The organism is Ruegeria sp. CDSB086, from assembly GCF_059611065.1.
In genome coordinates, this window is sequence record NZ_JBXWOV010000001.1 from 594,350 (window position 1) to 611,580 (window position 17,231).

Genomic DNA, 17,231 nt, shown 5'->3' on the forward strand with positions numbered 1-17,231 from the left:
TTTCTCAACGACGAGCGCCTTTGGGCGCTCTTTGTTTTTTGGACTACCAGCGTACAGGTTTTGCCCGGATACGGGATCGCTGATTGCCGCACTTACAAGACCGGAATTGGCTGCCTGAAAGGTATTCTCACGGGCTTGAAAACGTCATTCTTAGGTGGGCCAGCGCGCACTTCTCGCGAATTTTCATATAACATGATGAAAAATATCGCGATTTTATGAAGAGATTTTTTATGAGAAAGGAGTCATATTGCGGCGTTAGAGGAAAGATTAATGATTTCGATTGTCGCCAAAGTAATAGCATTGTTCCTGCTGATTGCCGCGCTTTATCTGGCGTATTATGCCGGTTCGTTTCAGCAAGAACTCAAGGATACTGATAGACCGCCGCCGGTGGTTCTGTTTTCCATTGTAGTGGCCCTTGCCGCCTATCTGCTCTTAGTGCTGGTATAATTGCTTCTGTCCGGCATCCGGGCTTCATTCCGAGCAATGGCGCCAGCACGCCTGCTATCGCGGTTTAGCTTACTACAGTGCCATCATCTCGGATCGTGCAGCAGATCTGCGTTGCTCGCCGCCCAGTCATGCATGGCCTGCAGCAGAGGTATCAAGCTTTGCCCTAAAGGCGTCAGGCTGTATTCCACATGGGGCGGGATGGTTTTGAAGTCTTTGCGTGAAACAAAGCCCGCTTCTTGCAACTCACTTAGCTGGCGGGTCAGTGTCCGGTGCGTTATGCTGCCAAGGTTTCGCTGAAGCTGATTAAACCGCGAGGTTTCCTGGGCCAGCCAATAGACAATCAAAAGTTTCCACTTACCCGAAATCGCTTCGATCAACGGCTCAATAAGGCAATTCTCTTTCGATTCGAGAGTTGTCATGACAGTATCCTAAATGACCGTACTTGTCGTTTTGATCATGTAATTCTAACTACTGCCCGGAACACCCAAATGCAATGAGGATTGGGATGAGCAAGAAGAAGGTAGTGATTGTTGGTGGCGGATATGTCGGCTTTGAAGTTGCCAAAGAATTGGATGCACATGCAGATGTCACACTGATCGAGCAACGCGAAGCTTTTGTGCAGCCGCCGGCGACAATCCGGGCGCTCTTGGATCCTGCTTTGCTGGATCAGATCGTTCTGCCGTATGATCGCTTGCTAAAGAACGGGCGGGTCGTGCGTGGCCGCGCTGTATCGGTGTCTCAAACCGAAGTGACCCTGGAAGATGGCAGTGTCTATCCGGCTGATTTTATCGTCGTGGCCACAGGTTCGTCCTATGCAGCACCGTTCAAACCATCGGGCGACAGCATTGATGATTTTCGCCAGACCAGCGCAGACGTCAGCGCGCAATTGGCAGCCGCGAAATCGGTGGCAATCGTCGGGGCTGGTGCTGTTGGCACAGAACTGGCGGGTGAAATTGCTGCGGCACGACCGGACAAGGACATCACTTTGATTTCGTCGGACTATACCCTTTTCCCGATGTACCCTGCTAGGTTTGGCAGCCAGATCAAACGCAAACTTGAACGCGCCGGTGTATCTGTCGTGCTTGATCAAAGAGTCGAGGATTTACAGCGCATGGACATGCCTTACGCGGGTTCGGTGAAACTAACCGATGGTCGGGTTGTCTCCGTTGATCTGGTGTTTCCGGTCGTCGGATCAAAACCAAATACGACCTTGATCCAGACTATGCCTGGGGTGAACGCTGTACCATCCGGCCGGATCAAAACCGACAAGTGGATGCGCCCGTCAAATTTTCCGAATGTCTTCATTGCGGGCGACATCGCCGACATAGGAGACGGTATGACGATTGTCGCGATCACTAGGCAAAACCCATGGTTGATCAAGACATTGAAGCAGGTGTTGAAGGGACAAGCGGTCGAAGATCAAAAACCCTATGCGCCTTGGAAGAAGGCACCGATCCTCGTTCCGCTGGGACCTCATGTCGGCAATAGTTGGCTCTTTGCGACTGTTGGCGATTGGATCACCCGCAAGATGAAAGGAAAAGAGCTCTTTATCCCAAAGTATCGCAAGGCATTTGGTCTTTCACGATAGCAGAAGGTCTGAGCGGTGCATTTCCCGGCCTAATCTATTGAAAGCCGAAGCGAAAGCGGGCTTAAGAGGGCAAAATCATAACCCAACTAGCCGTCAGCCATTAAAAGTAATGGCGCACCTGAGAGGATTCGAACCTCTGGCCTCTGCCTTCGGAGGGCAGCGCTCTATCCAGCTGAGCTACAGGTGCCTTGGCCGTTAGCTAACCTTGATCCGATCCGGGTGCAACTGCAAATCTTTCCGGATCGGCCAGGTTTCACGCAAACAAATCGTGTGCCAATTCCAGCGCGTCGATCAGTATGTCGACCTCGTCCGTGGTGTTGTACAGACCAAAGCTTGCGCGGCAAGTCGCGGTGACACCGTAGAAATCCATAAGAGGACCAGCGCAGTGATGACCGGCACGGACAGCCACGCCTTTCTTGTCCAAAATGGTCGAGACATCATGCGCGTGCCCTGCCCCGTCCATCGTAAAGCTGAAGATTGCGGCCTTGTCCGGGCGTGTGCCCTGAACCTGCAACCAGTTCAGACCAGTCAGTCTCTGCATAGCATAATCGCGCAACCCGGCCTCATGAGCGGCGATATTTTCCATCCCCAGATCCATCATGTAATCCAGCGCAACACCCAGACCGATGGTTTGGACAATACCGGGCGTTCCGGCCTCGAACTTCATTGGCGGGTCGTTGTAGATCACCTGGTCCTTGCTGACCTCTTTGATCATGTCGCCGCCACCGATAAAGGGGCGCATCTCGGCCATGCGTTCGGATTTGATGTAAATCGCACCCGACCCCGAAGGGCCATAAAGCTTGTGGCCAGTAATTGCATAGAAATCGCAGCCGATATCGGCGACATTGACGGGCATGTGCACAGCGCCCTGGCTGCCATCGACCAGCACCGGAACGCCTTTCGCATGTGCGCCTTCTGTGATCGCTTTGACGTCAACCACTGTGCCCAACACGTTCGAACACTGCGTTACTGCAACCAGCTTGGTCTTGGGACCGATCGCGTCGATCACGGCCTGCGGGTCAAGCCCACCATCTGCGTCCACATCGACCCAATTCAGGACGACGCCCTGACGTTCGCGCAGAAAATGCCAGGGGACAATATTGGCGTGGTGTTCCATCACGCTCAGCACGATCTCATCTCCGGCCTCCATGCGCGGCATGGCCCAGCCATAGGCGACCAGGTTGATCCCCTCGGTCGTGCCCGAGTTCAAGACAATCTCATCTTCGTCCGCCGCGCCCAGAAAACGGGCGATGGTTCCGCGAACGGATTCGTATTTTTCGGTCGCCAGATTGGACAGGTAATGCAGGCCGCGGTGAACATTCGCGTATTCTTCGGAATATGCCCGTGTCACCGCATCAATCACGACCTGCGGTTTCTGCGCCGATGCGCCATTGTCCAGATAGGTCAACGGCTTGCCGTTCACTTCCCGAGACAGGATTGGAAAGTCTGAGCGGATTTTCTGCACGTCATACATGGTCTTCTATTCCCTATACGGGGCCGCCGGGCGTTAATGCGAGGACAAAGGGCACTGCAATCAAAGCAGATAACACGATGACCCCGAAGGATTTAGCAAGCGAACCGAATTGGTGCGCTTCATTCAGAAAATGGAGCGTGACGTAAAGGCTGATAATCGCCGTGGCCAGCAAAAACATCAGCATCAAAAACGGCAGCACGATCGTAATGACCAGCGTGATCACTATCGCAGCGATCTGAAGGTACTGCAGCCAGATGGTCAGCGTCAGGATGTCATCGAATGTTGCGCGGCCACCCAGAAACCTCCCTACGAACAGGAATGCCCCGACGCTTAGCAGCATGGCGCCGGCAGATCGGACCAGACCCAGGAATACAGGCGTAGGTGGGGGTACGGATTCATCACCGGGGACTGGAAGCAAATGATCAATACCCAGTTGCACAAGGCCGTTGAGCACCACGGCCAGAAAGAAAGAAAGCCATAAGATTTCTCGCCCCGGGCGCATGTCCAAAAGGCGCCGGGCCGCTTGGGCGGGGTGTGTCAGGGTCAAAATCGCAAGATCAACAAAGCCAGTGGGATTCATTCTTGCCGCCTTTGCGCTTGACTGAGACCTGCCAGCCAGAACCACAGGAACACTGCGAACCAGACGATCCCGACGAGTGTCAGGGCCGGGCCAGATCCTATGAAACCGCCGACCAAACCATTCAACAAAACCAGAGGTGTTGAGGACAATAGCGCCCAGAACAGAGCCAATCTAGCGCCATAAGACGTCCCCTGACCGCCAACCAATCGGGCCGCACCGTATGAGACAAAGGCCAGCAGGTAGAAAAACAGAGGCAGAATAATGACAGTGCCCATCAAGGCACCTCCCATCAGCATATCCAGCTCTAGCCCTTCGATATGCGCGCGTCGCGCAAGGCTGGGCAATTGCGCGATGAATGCAACGATGCAAAACGCCATGACAAACATCAGCGCCCTGTCCTCGCGCGGGCCAAGATCCAGAAGCCGCCGCACGACACGACCCGGCCCCCGATAGGTAGCCACGATATCCGAGGTCAAAGGCATCAGATGTGTCGCGACAGCCAGCCTTCAAGGCGGTTCACAATGGCATCAGCCAATACCTCATCCTCGATCTCATCGACGGCTTCGGCCAAAAATGCCAGCGTCAGCATATTGGTGGCGTCCTTAACCGAAATCCCGCGCGAACGCAGGTAAAACAGCGCCGTCTCATCAATCGCACCCGAGGTCGAGCCGTGCGAACACGCAACATCGTCGGCATAGATCTCAAGCTCGGGCTTAGCGAGGAACTGGCTGTCGTCATCCAGCAGCAAGGACTGGCTGATCTGATATCCATCAGTCTTCTGTGCGCCTTCCTTGACCAGGATCTTACCCTGGAACACGCCGGTCGCGCCGTTGCGCAGAACTTTCTTAAAGACCTGACGGCTTTCGCAGTTCACCGCGTCGTGGGTAACGAAAACCGTGTCGTCATGGTGGAAATCACCATCACCTACGCAGGCGCCTGCCACATGAGCAATTGCGTCGTCGCCGGTCAGTTCGATCACCTGTTCGTTGCGGGTCAAAACTCCATTTACCGTCAGCGTGAAGGACTTAAAGACAGATTCCCGTCCCAACCGCGTGAACATGTGAGTCGCAGCGCGACGTTCATGGTCCCTGCCCTGTGCGCGCACGTGATGCAACGTACCGCCATCGGCGATGTCGATCTCGATACATTTGTTGAACCGCGATGCCGCAGGACCGTTTTCCAGAACCGTCACCTCAGCGCCGCTTTCAACACGGATGATGTGGTGCAGCATGGCGTCCGAGGTCTCGGACTCATGGCGATAGATCAGGCTGATCGGCTTGGTCGGCTTACCGGTGACGTGGATCGCAACGCCATCTGCGGCAAAGGCGGTATTCAAAGCAGCCAACGGCCGCTGAACCGGGGATTGCCCGCGCGATTCCAGAACGCCGTACAACTCTTTGGCCCAGTGAATATCCTTACAGCAGATGTCCTCAATCCGGTCGATGTTGACACCTTCCAGCTCTAAATCATCCGAGTCTTCAGCGCTGAACACACCGTCGATGAAAACGATCTTCAACCGGTCGAGATTGCCAAACAGCAGCGGCTCGTCTGAGTGGAACAATGCTGCATGCGGCTGCTCGGCCGAGATCAGGGTGTCAGGGCGCGTGTACTTCCAATACTCGTCGCGCCGCCCCGGCAGACCCATTTCCAGCACTCGCGCCAGCGCGTCTTCGCGCGCGGCTCGGGTGCAGCCGGCTTCGGGCATGGTCAGCGTGGCCAGCCGCGCCTCGGTCGCGGTTTGTTTTACTTCGGGCAAAGCCATCAGTTCACCTCGGCCAGGATGTCGGCATAACCGTTGTTTTCAACTTCCAACGCCAGTTCGGGACCACCGGTTTTAACGATGCGACCGTCCGCCATGATATGCACAACATCAGGTTTGATGTGGTCCAACAGGCGTTGATAGTGGGTGATGACCAGGAAACCACGGCCTTCATCACGCAGCGCGTTCACCCCCTCGGCCACCAGTTTCATCGCATCGACGTCCAGACCCGAATCCGTTTCGTCCAGGATGCACATCTTGGGTTCCAGCATCGCCATCTGCAGGATTTCGTTCCGCTTCTTCTCACCGCCTGAGAAGCCAACGTTTACCGGACGCTTAAGCATGTCCGCGTCGATTTTCAGCGATTTTGCCTTGGCGCGCACTTCTTTCAGGAAGTCGGCAGCAGACAATTCGTCTTCGCCGCGAGCCTTGCGCTGAGCGTTCACGGCCGTGCGCAGGAAGGTCATGTTGCCAACACCCGGGATCTCAACAGGGTATTGGAACGCTAGGAAGACACCCGCAGCAGCGCGTTCTTCCGGCTCCATCTCCAAAAGGTCCTCACCATCCAGCGTGGCAGAGCCTTCGGTCACTTCGTACCCATCGCGGCCCGACAGCACATAGCTGAGCGTTGACTTGCCCGAGCCGTTCGGCCCCATGATCGCATGTACTTTTCCGGCCTCAACCGTCAGATCGACACCTTTGAGGATTTGCTTTTCTTCTTCCTCAAGCTTCACGTGCAGGTTTTTGATTTCCAGCATTTTTTGTCCTTTTGCGTACCGCAAGGGGCCATCCGGCCCCCAATATGTTCTAAATTCAGAGGAATGCGGGGTTAACCCACTGATCCTTCAAGGCTGATGGCCACCAACTGCTGCGCTTCCATGGCAAACTCCATCGGCAGCGCCTGCAGGACGTCCTTGCAGAACCCGTTAACGACCAGCGCCACGGCTTCTTCCTCGTCCATGCCGCGCTGACGGCAGTAGAACAGCTGATCGTCATCTACCTTGGATGTCGTCGCCTCATGTTCCACGCGCGATGAATTGTTGCGGACCTCGATATACGGCACCGTATGGGCCCCGCATTTATCACCGATCAGCAAGCTGTCACACTGGGTGTAGTTGCGGCTGTCCTTTGCCTTGGGATGCATTGAGACCAAACCACGATAGGTGTTCTGCGCTTTACCCGCGCTGATCCCTTTGGACACGATGCGCGACTTGGTGTTCTTGCCCAGATGCACCATTTTGGTGCCGGTATCGGCTTGCTGCATGTTGTTGGTGATGGCGATCGAGTAGAACTCACCCTGGCTTTCGTCACCGCGCAGGATGCAGGACGGGTACTTCCAGGTCACGGCGGATCCGGTTTCCACTTGGGTCCACATCACCTTGGACCGGTCACCCCGGCAATCGGCGCGCTTGGTCACAAAGTTATAGATACCGCCCTTGCCGTTTTCATCCCCGGGGAACCAGTTCTGAACGGTCGAGTATTTCACCTCAGCATCTTCTTCGATGATGATCTCAACAACGGCCGCGTGCAGCTGGGCCGTGTCGCGCTGCGGCGCGGTGCAGCCTTCCAAATACGAAACGTAAGAACCCTTGTCCGCGATAATCAGTGTGCGTTCGAACTGACCCGTGTTTTCCGCGTTAATGCGGAAGTAGGTGCTCAGTTCCATCGGGCAGCGGACGCCCGGTGGGATGTAGACAAACGAGCCATCCGAGAACACGGCCGAGTTCAGCGTGGCGTAAAAGTTGTCAGAAACAGGCACAACAGTGCCAAGATATTTTTTGACCAGTTCAGGGTGCTCCCTGATCGCCTCGGAAATCGAACAGAAGATCACGCCGTGTTTGGCCAGCTCGTCCTGGAACGTTGTGCCAACTGAAACCGAGTCGAACACCGCATCCACGGCCACCTTGCGACCTTCGGCAGGCATATCCTCGGCGCCTTCGACACCGGCCAGAATCATCTGCTCTTTCAGCGGGATACCAAGCTTTTCGTATGTGGCCAGAAGCTTGGGATCGACCTCATCCAACGATTTGGGCTTTTCCTCCATCGACTTGGGACGGGCATAGTAATACTGGTCCTGAAAGTCGATCTTGGGATAGTGGACCATAGCCCAGTTCGGCTCATCCATCTTGGTCCAGCGTTCGAAGGCCGCCAGACGCCATTCCGTCATCCATTCGGGCTCTTCGTTCTTTTCCGAGATCAGCCGGACGATATCCGGGTTTACGCCCTTGGGAGCATATTCCATCTCGATATCGGTATCCCAACCGTATTTGTAGGTACTGACCTCGCGTACCGCGTCCACGGTTTCCTGATCGACACCTTCTTTTACCTGGGTCTGGTCCAAAGCGGCCATATGACACCTCCGTCAGATCACGCGGCGCGCGCGCGATGCTTCTTTTCTTTTTCAAGCCACGTTTCGGCGAAACGCAGCACATCTTCTTCAGTGGTCAAAGGTCCCAGAGACACGCGGATCGCGCTTGCTGCTGTGACCTCATCAAAACCCATCGCGGTTAACACCGCGCTTGCCCGGACCTTGCCGCTGGAACAGGCAGAACCTGCACTGATAGCGAAACCTGCCAGATCCATCTGCATGACCTGCGTTTCGCCCTTCCAGCCGGGGGTTGCGAAACACGAGGTATTCGGAAGGCGGTCCTGACCTTTCCCGACAAAAATAGTAGATTTAGAACCAGCCTCAAGGGCATTTTCTAGAATATTTCTAAATTCACGAACCTGTTCCCAGATACCATTTGAAAGATCCCGCGCCGCAGCTTCAGCTGCCGCCCCGAACCCCGCGATTCCAATGACATTTTCGGTGCCTGACCGTCGGCCCATCTCTTGCCCACCGCCTTTGATCATTGCAGGCAGTTCAGTGCCACGTTTCATCACCACCGCGCCAATACCTTTCGGGCCGCCCAGCTTATGGGCCGAAATCAACGCCATCTGGACGCCCAGCCAATTAAAAGCCACCGGCAATTTGCCAAAGGCCTGTGTCGCGTCTGTCACCGCCAATCCGTTTGGCAACGATTGGACAATCCCCGTCTCGGAATTCGCCAATTGCAGGGTCGACTGCTGGGGGTTTGACACGTCCACCTGACCAGATTGCGACGCGGGCAAGTCTTCGGTGATCCATGATCTGATCGCGTCATGCTCAATCGCGGACCCGTGCAAATCACGATTGATCAATGTCAGCGCTGCCCCTTCGGTCGAACCTGATGTGAACACAACGTCTGCCCCATCCGCACCAAATGCGGCTGCAACCTGCGCCCTTGCCCGCTCGATCAGAGCCTTGGCCGCACGGCCCTCGGCGTGAACGGACGAAGGGTTCCCGCACAATTCCATCGCCGCCACCATGGCCTGGCCGGCCTCGGGGCGCAGCGGTGTTGTTGCGTTATGATCCAGATAAACACGATTCATGGATACATCTTTTCCTGGTCGCAAAGCGGGGAAGAAACCCAAAAGGCAAACAGCATTAGATTACTCATCAACGATGGAAAACAGACTGGGAACTGCCGGGCACGGGGCCAAGTCGTTCTTGATCACGTCAGACAGGCGCGTTTGGTGCAAAAAAACGTAGACATGCGCACTGAGACCTTCCCATAGACGGTTGGTCAAAGACTGCGCCCGGCTGCCCGAGGATGCCCCGGATGCCCCGGCACCTTTTTGCAGCGCGTCCACGGTTTCATCCACCGCCGCCAGAACTTCGACCACCCGAATCTCGGAAGCAGGCCGCGCCAGACGATACCCGCCGCCCGGTCCACGTACGGACGAAACCAGTTCGGCCCGGCGCAATTTGACGAAAAGCTGTTCAAGATAAGGAAGCGAGACATCCTGACGTTCGGAAATTTCGCTAAGCGTCACCAAGCGGTCCGAGGGCTGTAGAGCAATATCAGCCAGTGCAACCATCGCGTAACGACCCTTTGTCGAAAGCTTCATTGTCTTTCCCTCATGGCAGGTTATAAGCGAAAACATTGACGCCGCCGCCGCCAGTGCGTATCTCCGACAGGCAGCGCCTAGCGCAAAGCATCATAATTAGAACCGTTCTAAAGTGCCTTACGATTACCGTCAAGTATATCATGGCATCAGGAAGAAAAAGACAGGACCAAAGCACACATGCCCGAGGTGATTTTTCCCGGACCCGAAGGCCGCCTGGAAGGCCGCTACCACCCGCAAAAGGAAAAAGACGCACCGATTGCCATCGTGCTGCACCCGCATCCACAATTCGGCGGGACCATGAACAACAAGGTGGTCTACAATCTGCACTATGCGTTTTACAACATGGGCTTCACCGTGTTGCGCTTTAACTTCCGCGGCGTGGGCCGCAGCCAGGGCGAATACGATCAGGGCATCGGTGAGCTGAGCGATGCCGCGTCAGCGCTGGATTATCTGCAATCGATGAACAACAACTCCAAGCACTGCTGGGTTGCCGGCTTCTCGTTCGGTGCCTGGATCGGAATGCAGCTGCTGATGCGCCGCCCCGAAATTACGGGCTTTATCAGCGTGTCGCCACCAGCCAACATGTATGACTTCTCATTCCTGGCCCCCTGCCCTTCGTCCGGCCTGATCATCAACGGCTCGTCCGACCGTGTGGCCCCGCCCGCCGACACCACGTCGCTGGTCAACAAACTGCACGAACAAAAAGGCATCACCATCACCCATAACGAGGTTGAGGGTGCTGATCACTTCTTCCAGGACCGTCACATGGACACGCTGATCACCGATGTCAGTGACTATGTGAAGCGTCGCCTGACCGAGAACACGCGCTAATGTCGAATACCATCACAACGCTTGCGGCCAAACTGGCCGAGGACACAATGAAGGTGATGGACGAAACCGGCAATGATCGTTTCTTTGTCGAGGTGGGAGAGCTTTTGGGCGCCTCCTCCCAGACCTTGGAAGAAGCCTTTTTGACCGAAATGCGTGTACGCATCGCTGAACGCAAAGCGCGCAAGTTTGTCATCGACGCACTGACCAAACATCGATCCCAGGTGAAAGCGATTGAAAAGAAATGACTGAAAGACTGTCCGCGCAACTTGAATTCCTGAAACGCGCGGACAGGCTGAAGTCGGTCGATCGCGCCAATGCGCTCCTGGATCGGTCCCGCCCTGAAAACTCTGCAGAACACAGCTGGCACCTGGCCTTATGGGCATTGACGATGGAGCCGTTGGCGGGTGACGACGTTAACATTAACCGCGTCATACGCATGCTGCTGTTGCACGATCTGGTCGAGATCATCGTCGGCGATCACCCCATTCACCTGGAAACCGATTGGAACGCCGTGGAACGCGCCGAGCGCGCGGCGGCGGACGAGTTGTTTAGTCTCTTGCCGGACGATCAGACGTCTGCGTTTCAAGCCCTGTGGGAAGAGTTCGAGGCCGATACGACGCCGGACGCGAAATTCGCCAAGTATCTGGACCGATGCCAACCGCTGTTTCAAGTCTTGTGTTCGCCAACCCCCAACCCGGATCATGTTGAAGTAGCGCGGGAAAACCTCTGCAGTGGTCGCGCCGCGTATTTGGCACGGGAATTCCCCCAAGCACACGCTCTGGCCAGCGCCATGCTGCACGCGCAGTCAACGCCCGAAACTGCGTTTTCTGAACGGCTGGCTTTTCTGACTGAAGCAGACCGCCTGAAGTCCGTTTACCGCGCCTCGCGCCTGTTGTCTGATGATCGGTTTGAAAACTCGGCCGAACATTCCTGGCACATCATGCTGTTTGCTTGGGTTTTGGCGGAATACGCGCAGCCCGGTGTATCGCTGGACCAAGTCCTGAAAATGCTTCTGCTGCATGACATCGTCGAAATTGATGCCGGAGATCACCCCATCCACGGTCAAGTCGACCACGCCGCACAAGAAGCCGAGGAAAAGGCAGCAGCCGACAGGTTGTTCGGGTTGTTGCCCGAGGCACCGCAGCACGCCTTCCGAATGCTTTGGGAGGAGTTCGAAGCCGCCGAGTCACCAGACGCGCGATTTGCCAAGGCGATCGATCGGTTTCAAACCCCAGTCGGGAACCTTGAAACAGGTGGCGGATCCTGGGTCGATTACAACGTGACGTTTGCCCAGATCGAACGCCGTGTTGGAACGCCGATCAATCGCGGCGCACCGGCGCTGTGGTCATGGTTGCGACCGCAACTGAGTACGTATTTTTCAGAAAACACTGTAGGTTGAGCCAATAGAAAAAGGGGCGCAAAGGCCCCTTTTCCAATCGTTCCGGCAGGCACTTAAACCTGAAAACTTTCAAACCGCTCAACACCACTGGCTGCGTTTATGTCGACGGACCCCCCGCCCGCAAGCCACCCAAGCGCCACTATGAATGCCGAAGCAACGATCACGGATATCGCAAATTTCGTCATTGAAAACTCATAAAAGAAAACTAAAAACCACCCATTTCATATCAGAATTTTTCTCTTTGAAACAGTATGGTTATCCTGACCTCTTCGGTAGGCAACGCCGGTGCTTCCGGCACCGAACTTTTCCCGATATCCGTTCAAATTCCCCTTGTCGGGAATCGGGAATTTGTGGTCAACCTCCCCAACTGCAACTGAATCGAGACCTGCCGTGCCCAAAGCCTATCTCATCCTATTGCTGGCGGTTTTCGCCGAAACAATTGGCACAACGGCGCTGCAGGCCAGCCAGCAGTTCAGCCGGTTTTGGCCCTCTGTTTTGGTTGTCGTGGGTTACGGAGTTGCTTTTTACTTACTGGGCCTCACCCTGAAATTTATGCCGGTCGGCATCGTCTATGCCATTTGGTCAGGCTTGGGGATCGTTCTGATCGCCATAATAGGCTTCATTGTTTTTGGTCAGCGCCTGGACTGGCCTGCGGTGCTCGGTTTGGCGATGATATTGGCCGGAATCCTGATCATTCACCTGTTTTCCAGCACAGCGGGCCACTGACGACCGGTTAGGGCTGGCCTATTCAGTCAATCCGCGTTATGCGCGCGGCAACTTCCCGTTCAAAGGCTGACCTCTCATGGACCTGCGCAATATCGCAATCATCGCTCACGTGGACCACGGTAAAACGACCCTGGTGGATGAGCTGCTCAAACAATCCGGTGCGTTCCGGGAAAACCAGGCGGTGGCCGAACGCGCCATGGATAGCAATGATCTGGAGCGCGAACGCGGCATCACCATCCTTGCCAAAGCGACCTCGGTCGAATGGAAAGGCACCCGGGTCAACATCGTTGACACCCCCGGCCACGCCGATTTCGGTGGCGAGGTTGAGCGGATCCTCAGCATGGTCGACGGTGTTGTCCTGTTGGTGGACGCCGCCGAAGGCCCGATGCCGCAGACCAAATTCGTGACGTCCAAGGCGTTGGCGCTGGGCCTGCGTCCCATCGTAGTGCTGAACAAGGTCGACAAACCCGACGCTGAACCCGACCGTGCACTTGATGAATGCTTTGACTTGTTCGCCAACCTCGGCGCTGACGACGATCAGCTGGATTTTCCTGCCATGTATGCCTCAGGCCGTTCCGGCTGGGCAGATATGGAGCTGGACGGGCCGCGCAAGGACCTGACCGCCTTGTTCGATCTGATCGTCGATCACGTCCCTGCCCCAAAACAGGTCGAAAACAAAGAAGAACCCTTCCGCATGCTGGCCACGACGCTGGGCAGCGATCCGTTCATCGGTCGCATCCTGACCGGTCGTGTGGAAAGCGGCACTTTGAAAGCGGGCGACAACCTCAAGGCGCTGAGCCGCGATGGCACGCTGATCGAAAACTTCCGCGCTTCGAAAATCCTCGCGTTCCGCGGACTGGCCCAACAGCCCATCGACGTGGCCGAAGCCGGTGACATCGTCACCATTGCAGGCATGAGCAAGGCAACTGTGGCCGACTCGTTGGTTTCGCCGCAGGTTGACGAAGCCCTGCCCGCACAACCCATCGACCCGCCAACCATCACTGTGACCTTCGGCATCAACGACTCGCCGCTGGCCGGTCGGGACGGCAAGAAAGTTCAGTCGCGTGTTATCCGCGACCGCCTGATGAAAGAGGCCGAGTCGAACGTTGCCATCCGCATCAGCGACACACCTGGCGGCGATGCCTTTGAGGTTGCTGGCCGTGGCGAATTGCAGATGGGCGTTCTGATCGAGAACATGCGCCGTGAAGGGTTCGAGCTCAGCATCTCACGTCCGCAGGTTCTGTTCCGCGAGGAAGACGGCCAGCGCATGGAGCCCATCGAAGAGGTCACTATTGACGTCGACGATGAATATTCAGGCTCGGTGATCGAAAAGATCACTGGCGCGCGTAAAGGCGAACTGGCCGAAATGCGTCCGGCCGGCGCTGGCAAGACCCGTATCATCGCGCATGTACCGTCGCGCGGGTTGATCGGATATCACGGCGAGTTCCTGACCGACACGCGCGGCACCGGTGTTCTGAACCGTGTGTTCCACGGCTGGGCGGCCCACAAAGGCCCGATCCCGGGTCGTCGTGCGGGGGTTTTGATCTCGATGGAAAACGGACAGGCCGTGGCTTATGCGTTGTGGAACCTGGAAGAGCGCGGCCGGATGTTTGTTGCCCCGCAAACCGACGTGTATCAGGGCATGGTCATCGGCGAGCACTCACGCGATAACGACCTTGAGGTGAACCCGCTCAAAGGCAAGAAACTGACCAACGTACGCGCCAGCGGTTCCGATGACGCCGTCCGCCTGACACCTCATATCCAGTATTCTCTGGAAGAGGCGATTGCCTATATCGATGATGACGAACTGGTTGAGGTCACTCCAAACGCCATTCGGTTGCGCAAGCGTTACCTTGACCCGCACGAACGGAAACGGATGGCAAGATCGGCCTGATCCGACCCAGAGCATTGTTTCTTTGCGGGCTACAATGCCTCAATTGTGACATTTTTGCTTCCTAGATGGCTAAATCTACCAAAAAAAGTCCGTCCCTGCGACGGGCTTTTTTGTTGTTTTTCATATAGTTTCACCAATAGGTTGCATACTTCCCCGCTTTTTTTGCAGACACCCGTCAAAAAAATGAGGCAAGATACAGCTGTATTTTTGTCAAATCTGTGGCACAATTACTTAATTCAAAGGTGTTGGTAATGAGTTTAAAGGAGTAGCGCTATGCGCGTAAGGTCCCGTTTATATTCGTTTGTATTTTTATCCGCGGCATTCCCATTAATGGCAACAAGCACGGCTTATGCGGCTGAGGTTTGTAATGTCAAAACAGCCCGGCAATCTGTATCCACCGAAACGCTTTGTAGTTGCAAGGTCGTCGACAAGCGGATGCTGCGTTACATTCAGCGTCGTGCCGACTTTGAGGACATCTTAGCCCGCACGTCCCAGACGTGCCCCCTGTTCGCGGCCATTTTGTCCGACATCCCAACGGCGACAGTTCGAACCGATCGAAATGATGACAATGACAACAACTCGGTGAGCCGCAGCGGCGCATCCGCAGGTAACACCGGTGGCAGTGGCGGCTCGGGCGGTTCAGGTTCGTCGACAAATGGTGGCGAAGGCGACAATGGCGGCGACGGCCGCAGTGGCGGCGGCGGTGGTTCCGACGATGGCGGCGGCGGCGGTGGTTCCGACGATGGCGGCGGCGGCAGCAACGGCGGCGGCAGCAATGGCAGCGGCGGCAGCAATGGCGGCGCGGACTCCGGTAGCGGTAGCGGCGGCGGCGGCAGCAACGGTGGCGGTAACTCCGGCAGCGGTGACGGCAACGGCGGCAGCAACGGCGGCGGAAACTCCAGCAGCGGTGACGGCAACGGCGGCAGCAATGGTGGTGGAAACTCCGACAGCGGCGACGGCAACGGCGGCAGCAATGGCGGTGGAAACTCCAATGATGGCGACGGCAATGGTGGCAGCAATGGCGACGGCAATGACGGCGGTGGCAGTGATGGCAGCGGCGGCGGTGACGGCGGCGGCGGCAACGATGGCAGCGGCGGTGGTGACGGCGGCGGTGGCAGCGATGGCAGCGGCGGCGGTGCCGGTGGCGGCGGCGCCGATGGCAGCGGCGGTACCCTCTGACGCGACCAAATGCAAAGCAGCCTGAATACTTAGGCTATGCCATGAAAAATGCCGAATACGTCTCGACGTTCGGTCTGAAAAACAAAGGGGCGACTATCGTGTCGCCCCTTTTGCGATGCATAATCTGATAGATGAGTTGAAAGCCTTAGCTTCTTCCGTAAACACCGACCCAATTGCTTGGCTTAGTCGGATCCTGCATCCGAAGGAACAAATACCGCGTGGCCGACCATGGTTTTATCCGATTGGTCAAATTGTCCAGCACCAGATCCCCCCGAGCGGAGCGATAGACAAGAACTGCATGTGCGTTCCGGCGCGTATCCAACACCGTCGCGATCAGCAATTTGTTAGGATCAACACCTGCCCTGATCAGATCTCTTTTCTTCAAAAGAGCAAAATCTTCGCAATCCCCGCCGCGCGTTGTCGGCAAAGCCCACCGCTCGGTGGTACGGTATTGCGTCTGATCCGTAACCGCGCGCGTCGTTGCGTTGACCTGACGGTTGATCCGCTCAATGATCTGCATTTCCTGCTGTGACGTCATGCGCACCGACGCCTTACTGGCACATGCCCAAGCATACTGACGGCACAATTGCTGCGCGCCCGAAGGCGGAGGGGACGCCGCGAGGGTTCGGATGAAGCTGCCCTCGCTCGCATCCACTTGGGACCCGGCAAGCGTCGCCCCGCATACCAATACGGCAATCCCCACTGCCCGACCTGAATATGTTTTTAACCGCCCGAGAGCAGCTTGGAGTCCGATATCTTCCGATTTCATGCCTGTACCTCGATCCCTGTTCACTCGACGATTGTCGACAAACGGGACCGCGTGCGATTAGAACCAACTAACGGTATACGGTAGCGCTTGTACAATCTGGGGCGAACGTGAAGGGGAAAAAAGGCGGAAATTCGTCACTCATTAAGACCATTTCGCGCTGGAATTGAGGGCAACGCGCCACAATCTAGGCGGGAAGATACCCGGCAACTCGTGTCAAAATAAAGTAAGATGCTGGAATCACATAGATTTCGTGTGCGTCCAAAATTGCCACAATACCGTTCACTTCACTTGTGAACAGTTCGGCTGAATTCCGCCCATGAATGTATCTGATCGGCGGAAAATCCACCGACCAGACCGGGCTCATTTTCAGTCGGTAACTTCTACAACCACCAGTTCACGCTCACTTGCGCCGCGCGCGTGGTCCAGGGCCTGCTGGTATTCCGGTGAATTATAGCACTCGACCGCGGCCTCGACGGACGGAAACTTGGCGACCACATTGCGCGGACGCTCCTTCCCTTCCAGTTGGACGTAACGTGCAGCGCGGGCAATAAACGCCCCGCCGTGCTTGGCAATCGCAGGCCCTGCGAGCTCCGCGTATTTCGCATATGCGTCCGCATCCGTCACGGTGACGTGGGCAATCCAGAGTGCAGCCATC

Annotated in this window: 20 protein-coding genes and 1 tRNA gene; 8 read left to right on the top strand and 13 right to left on the bottom strand. The window is 56.2% G+C overall.

Annotation, left to right across the window (positions count from 1 at the left end):
• The first annotated feature begins 270 nt into the window (after positions 1-270).
• Positions 271-447, top strand: a complete 177-nt coding sequence (locus AC2FIO_RS02950) for a hypothetical protein (RefSeq protein WP_496695525.1) — start codon at positions 271-273, stop codon at positions 445-447.
• A gap of 83 nt (positions 448-530) precedes the next feature.
• On the opposite strand, the gene AC2FIO_RS02955 is transcribed toward AC2FIO_RS02950, so the two are convergent.
• Positions 531-866, bottom strand: coding sequence for a winged helix-turn-helix transcriptional regulator (locus AC2FIO_RS02955; protein WP_282118412.1), 336 nt, complete (start codon positions 864-866; stop codon positions 531-533).
• Between the two features lie 74 nt (positions 867-940).
• Between AC2FIO_RS02955 and AC2FIO_RS02960 the strand changes: the two genes are divergently transcribed.
• Positions 941-2,035 carry an NAD(P)/FAD-dependent oxidoreductase gene (locus AC2FIO_RS02960; protein WP_496695527.1) on the top strand — a complete coding sequence of 365 codons (1,095 nt, stop codon included), beginning with the start codon at positions 941-943 and terminating at the stop codon, positions 2,033-2,035.
• A 110-nt stretch (positions 2,036-2,145) separates the two neighbouring features.
• Here AC2FIO_RS02960 and AC2FIO_RS02965 read toward each other — a convergent pair.
• From AC2FIO_RS02965 to iscR, 9 genes are all read right to left on the bottom strand, one after another.
• A tRNA-Arg gene (locus AC2FIO_RS02965) sits at positions 2,146-2,222 on the bottom strand.
• A 66-nt stretch (positions 2,223-2,288) separates the two neighbouring features.
• The gene (locus AC2FIO_RS02970; protein ID WP_496695529.1) at positions 2,289-3,509 is read right to left on the bottom strand and encodes a cysteine desulfurase; all 1,221 of its coding nucleotides are present in this window, start codon (positions 3,507-3,509) and stop codon (positions 2,289-2,291) included.
• 13 nt (positions 3,510-3,522) lie between these two features.
• Positions 3,523-4,089, bottom strand: a complete 567-nt coding sequence (locus AC2FIO_RS02975; protein WP_496695531.1) for a Yip1 family protein — start codon at positions 4,087-4,089, stop codon at positions 3,523-3,525.
• Complete coding sequence (locus tag AC2FIO_RS02980; RefSeq protein WP_058277968.1) at positions 4,086-4,571, bottom strand: YIP1 family protein; 486 nt, start codon at positions 4,569-4,571, stop codon at positions 4,086-4,088. The genes AC2FIO_RS02975 and AC2FIO_RS02980 overlap by 4 nt, the downstream gene beginning before the upstream one ends.
• A complete protein-coding gene (locus AC2FIO_RS02985) occupies positions 4,571-5,851 on the bottom strand; it encodes a SufB/SufD family protein (protein ID WP_496695532.1) in 1,281 nt (426 codons plus the stop codon). The genes AC2FIO_RS02980 and AC2FIO_RS02985 overlap by 1 nt, the downstream gene beginning before the upstream one ends.
• Positions 5,851-6,606: a Fe-S cluster assembly ATPase SufC gene (sufC, locus tag AC2FIO_RS02990; RefSeq protein ID WP_170557265.1), complete on the bottom strand. Its 756-nt coding sequence runs from the start codon at positions 6,604-6,606 to the stop codon at positions 5,851-5,853. The genes AC2FIO_RS02985 and sufC overlap by 1 nt, the downstream gene beginning before the upstream one ends.
• A 71-nt stretch (positions 6,607-6,677) precedes the next feature.
• Positions 6,678-8,198 carry a Fe-S cluster assembly protein SufB gene (gene sufB, locus AC2FIO_RS02995; RefSeq protein ID WP_058271676.1) on the bottom strand — a complete coding sequence of 507 codons (1,521 nt, stop codon included), beginning with the start codon at positions 8,196-8,198 and terminating at the stop codon, positions 6,678-6,680.
• A gap of 17 nt (positions 8,199-8,215) precedes the next feature.
• Positions 8,216-9,259, bottom strand: a complete 1,044-nt coding sequence (locus tag AC2FIO_RS03000) for a cysteine desulfurase family protein (protein ID WP_496695535.1) — start codon at positions 9,257-9,259, stop codon at positions 8,216-8,218.
• 60 nt (positions 9,260-9,319) lie between these two features.
• Positions 9,320-9,778, bottom strand: a complete 459-nt coding sequence (iscR, locus tag AC2FIO_RS03005) for a Fe-S cluster assembly transcriptional regulator IscR (protein WP_058271678.1) — start codon at positions 9,776-9,778, stop codon at positions 9,320-9,322.
• 177 nt (positions 9,779-9,955) lie between these two features.
• Between iscR and AC2FIO_RS03010 the strand changes: the two genes are divergently transcribed.
• Genes AC2FIO_RS03010 through AC2FIO_RS03020 form a run of 3 tightly spaced genes read left to right on the top strand, consistent with a single transcriptional unit; the run spans position 9,956 to position 12,008 of the window.
• Positions 9,956-10,609 carry an alpha/beta hydrolase gene (locus AC2FIO_RS03010; protein ID WP_058271679.1) on the top strand — a complete coding sequence of 218 codons (654 nt, stop codon included), beginning with the start codon at positions 9,956-9,958 and terminating at the stop codon, positions 10,607-10,609.
• Positions 10,609-10,854, top strand: coding sequence for a hypothetical protein (locus AC2FIO_RS03015; protein WP_058271680.1), 246 nt, complete (start codon positions 10,609-10,611; stop codon positions 10,852-10,854). Before AC2FIO_RS03010 ends, AC2FIO_RS03015 begins: the two co-directional genes overlap by 1 nt.
• Positions 10,851-12,008: an HD domain-containing protein gene (locus AC2FIO_RS03020; RefSeq protein WP_496695538.1), complete on the top strand. Its 1,158-nt coding sequence runs from the start codon at positions 10,851-10,853 to the stop codon at positions 12,006-12,008. Before AC2FIO_RS03015 ends, AC2FIO_RS03020 begins: the two co-directional genes overlap by 4 nt.
• 53 nt (positions 12,009-12,061) lie before the next feature.
• Here AC2FIO_RS03020 and AC2FIO_RS03025 read toward each other — a convergent pair whose 3' ends face one another.
• On the bottom strand, positions 12,062-12,193 hold the full coding sequence (locus tag AC2FIO_RS03025) for a hypothetical protein (RefSeq protein ID WP_472723796.1): 132 nt from the start codon (positions 12,191-12,193) through the stop codon (positions 12,062-12,064).
• 205 nt (positions 12,194-12,398) lie between these two features.
• Between AC2FIO_RS03025 and AC2FIO_RS03030 the strand changes: the two genes are divergently transcribed.
• The 3 genes from AC2FIO_RS03030 to AC2FIO_RS03040 all read left to right on the top strand — a co-directional run bounded on the left by AC2FIO_RS03030 (position 12,399) and on the right by AC2FIO_RS03040 (position 15,807).
• On the top strand, positions 12,399-12,734 hold the full coding sequence (locus AC2FIO_RS03030) for a DMT family transporter (protein ID WP_282151243.1): 336 nt from the start codon (positions 12,399-12,401) through the stop codon (positions 12,732-12,734).
• A 76-nt stretch (positions 12,735-12,810) separates the two neighbouring features.
• On the top strand, positions 12,811-14,628 hold the full coding sequence (gene typA, locus AC2FIO_RS03035; protein ID WP_282168284.1) for a translational GTPase TypA: 1,818 nt from the start codon (positions 12,811-12,813) through the stop codon (positions 14,626-14,628).
• A gap of 330 nt (positions 14,629-14,958) precedes the next feature.
• Positions 14,959-15,807, top strand: coding sequence for a hypothetical protein (locus AC2FIO_RS03040; RefSeq protein ID WP_496695541.1), 849 nt, complete (start codon positions 14,959-14,961; stop codon positions 15,805-15,807).
• Between the two features lie 145 nt (positions 15,808-15,952).
• Here the strand turns inward: AC2FIO_RS03040 and AC2FIO_RS03045 are convergent, their stop codons facing one another.
• Both AC2FIO_RS03045 and AC2FIO_RS03050 read right to left on the bottom strand, forming a co-directional pair.
• Entirely contained in the window at positions 15,953-16,576 is a 624-nt protein-coding gene (locus AC2FIO_RS03045; protein WP_282168282.1) for a transglutaminase-like cysteine peptidase, read from the bottom strand.
• Positions 16,577-16,942: 366 nt separating this feature from the next.
• Positions 16,943-17,230, bottom strand: a complete 288-nt coding sequence (locus tag AC2FIO_RS03050; protein ID WP_113790250.1) for a DUF1330 domain-containing protein — start codon at positions 17,228-17,230, stop codon at positions 16,943-16,945.
• Position 17,231 lies beyond the last annotated feature (1 nt).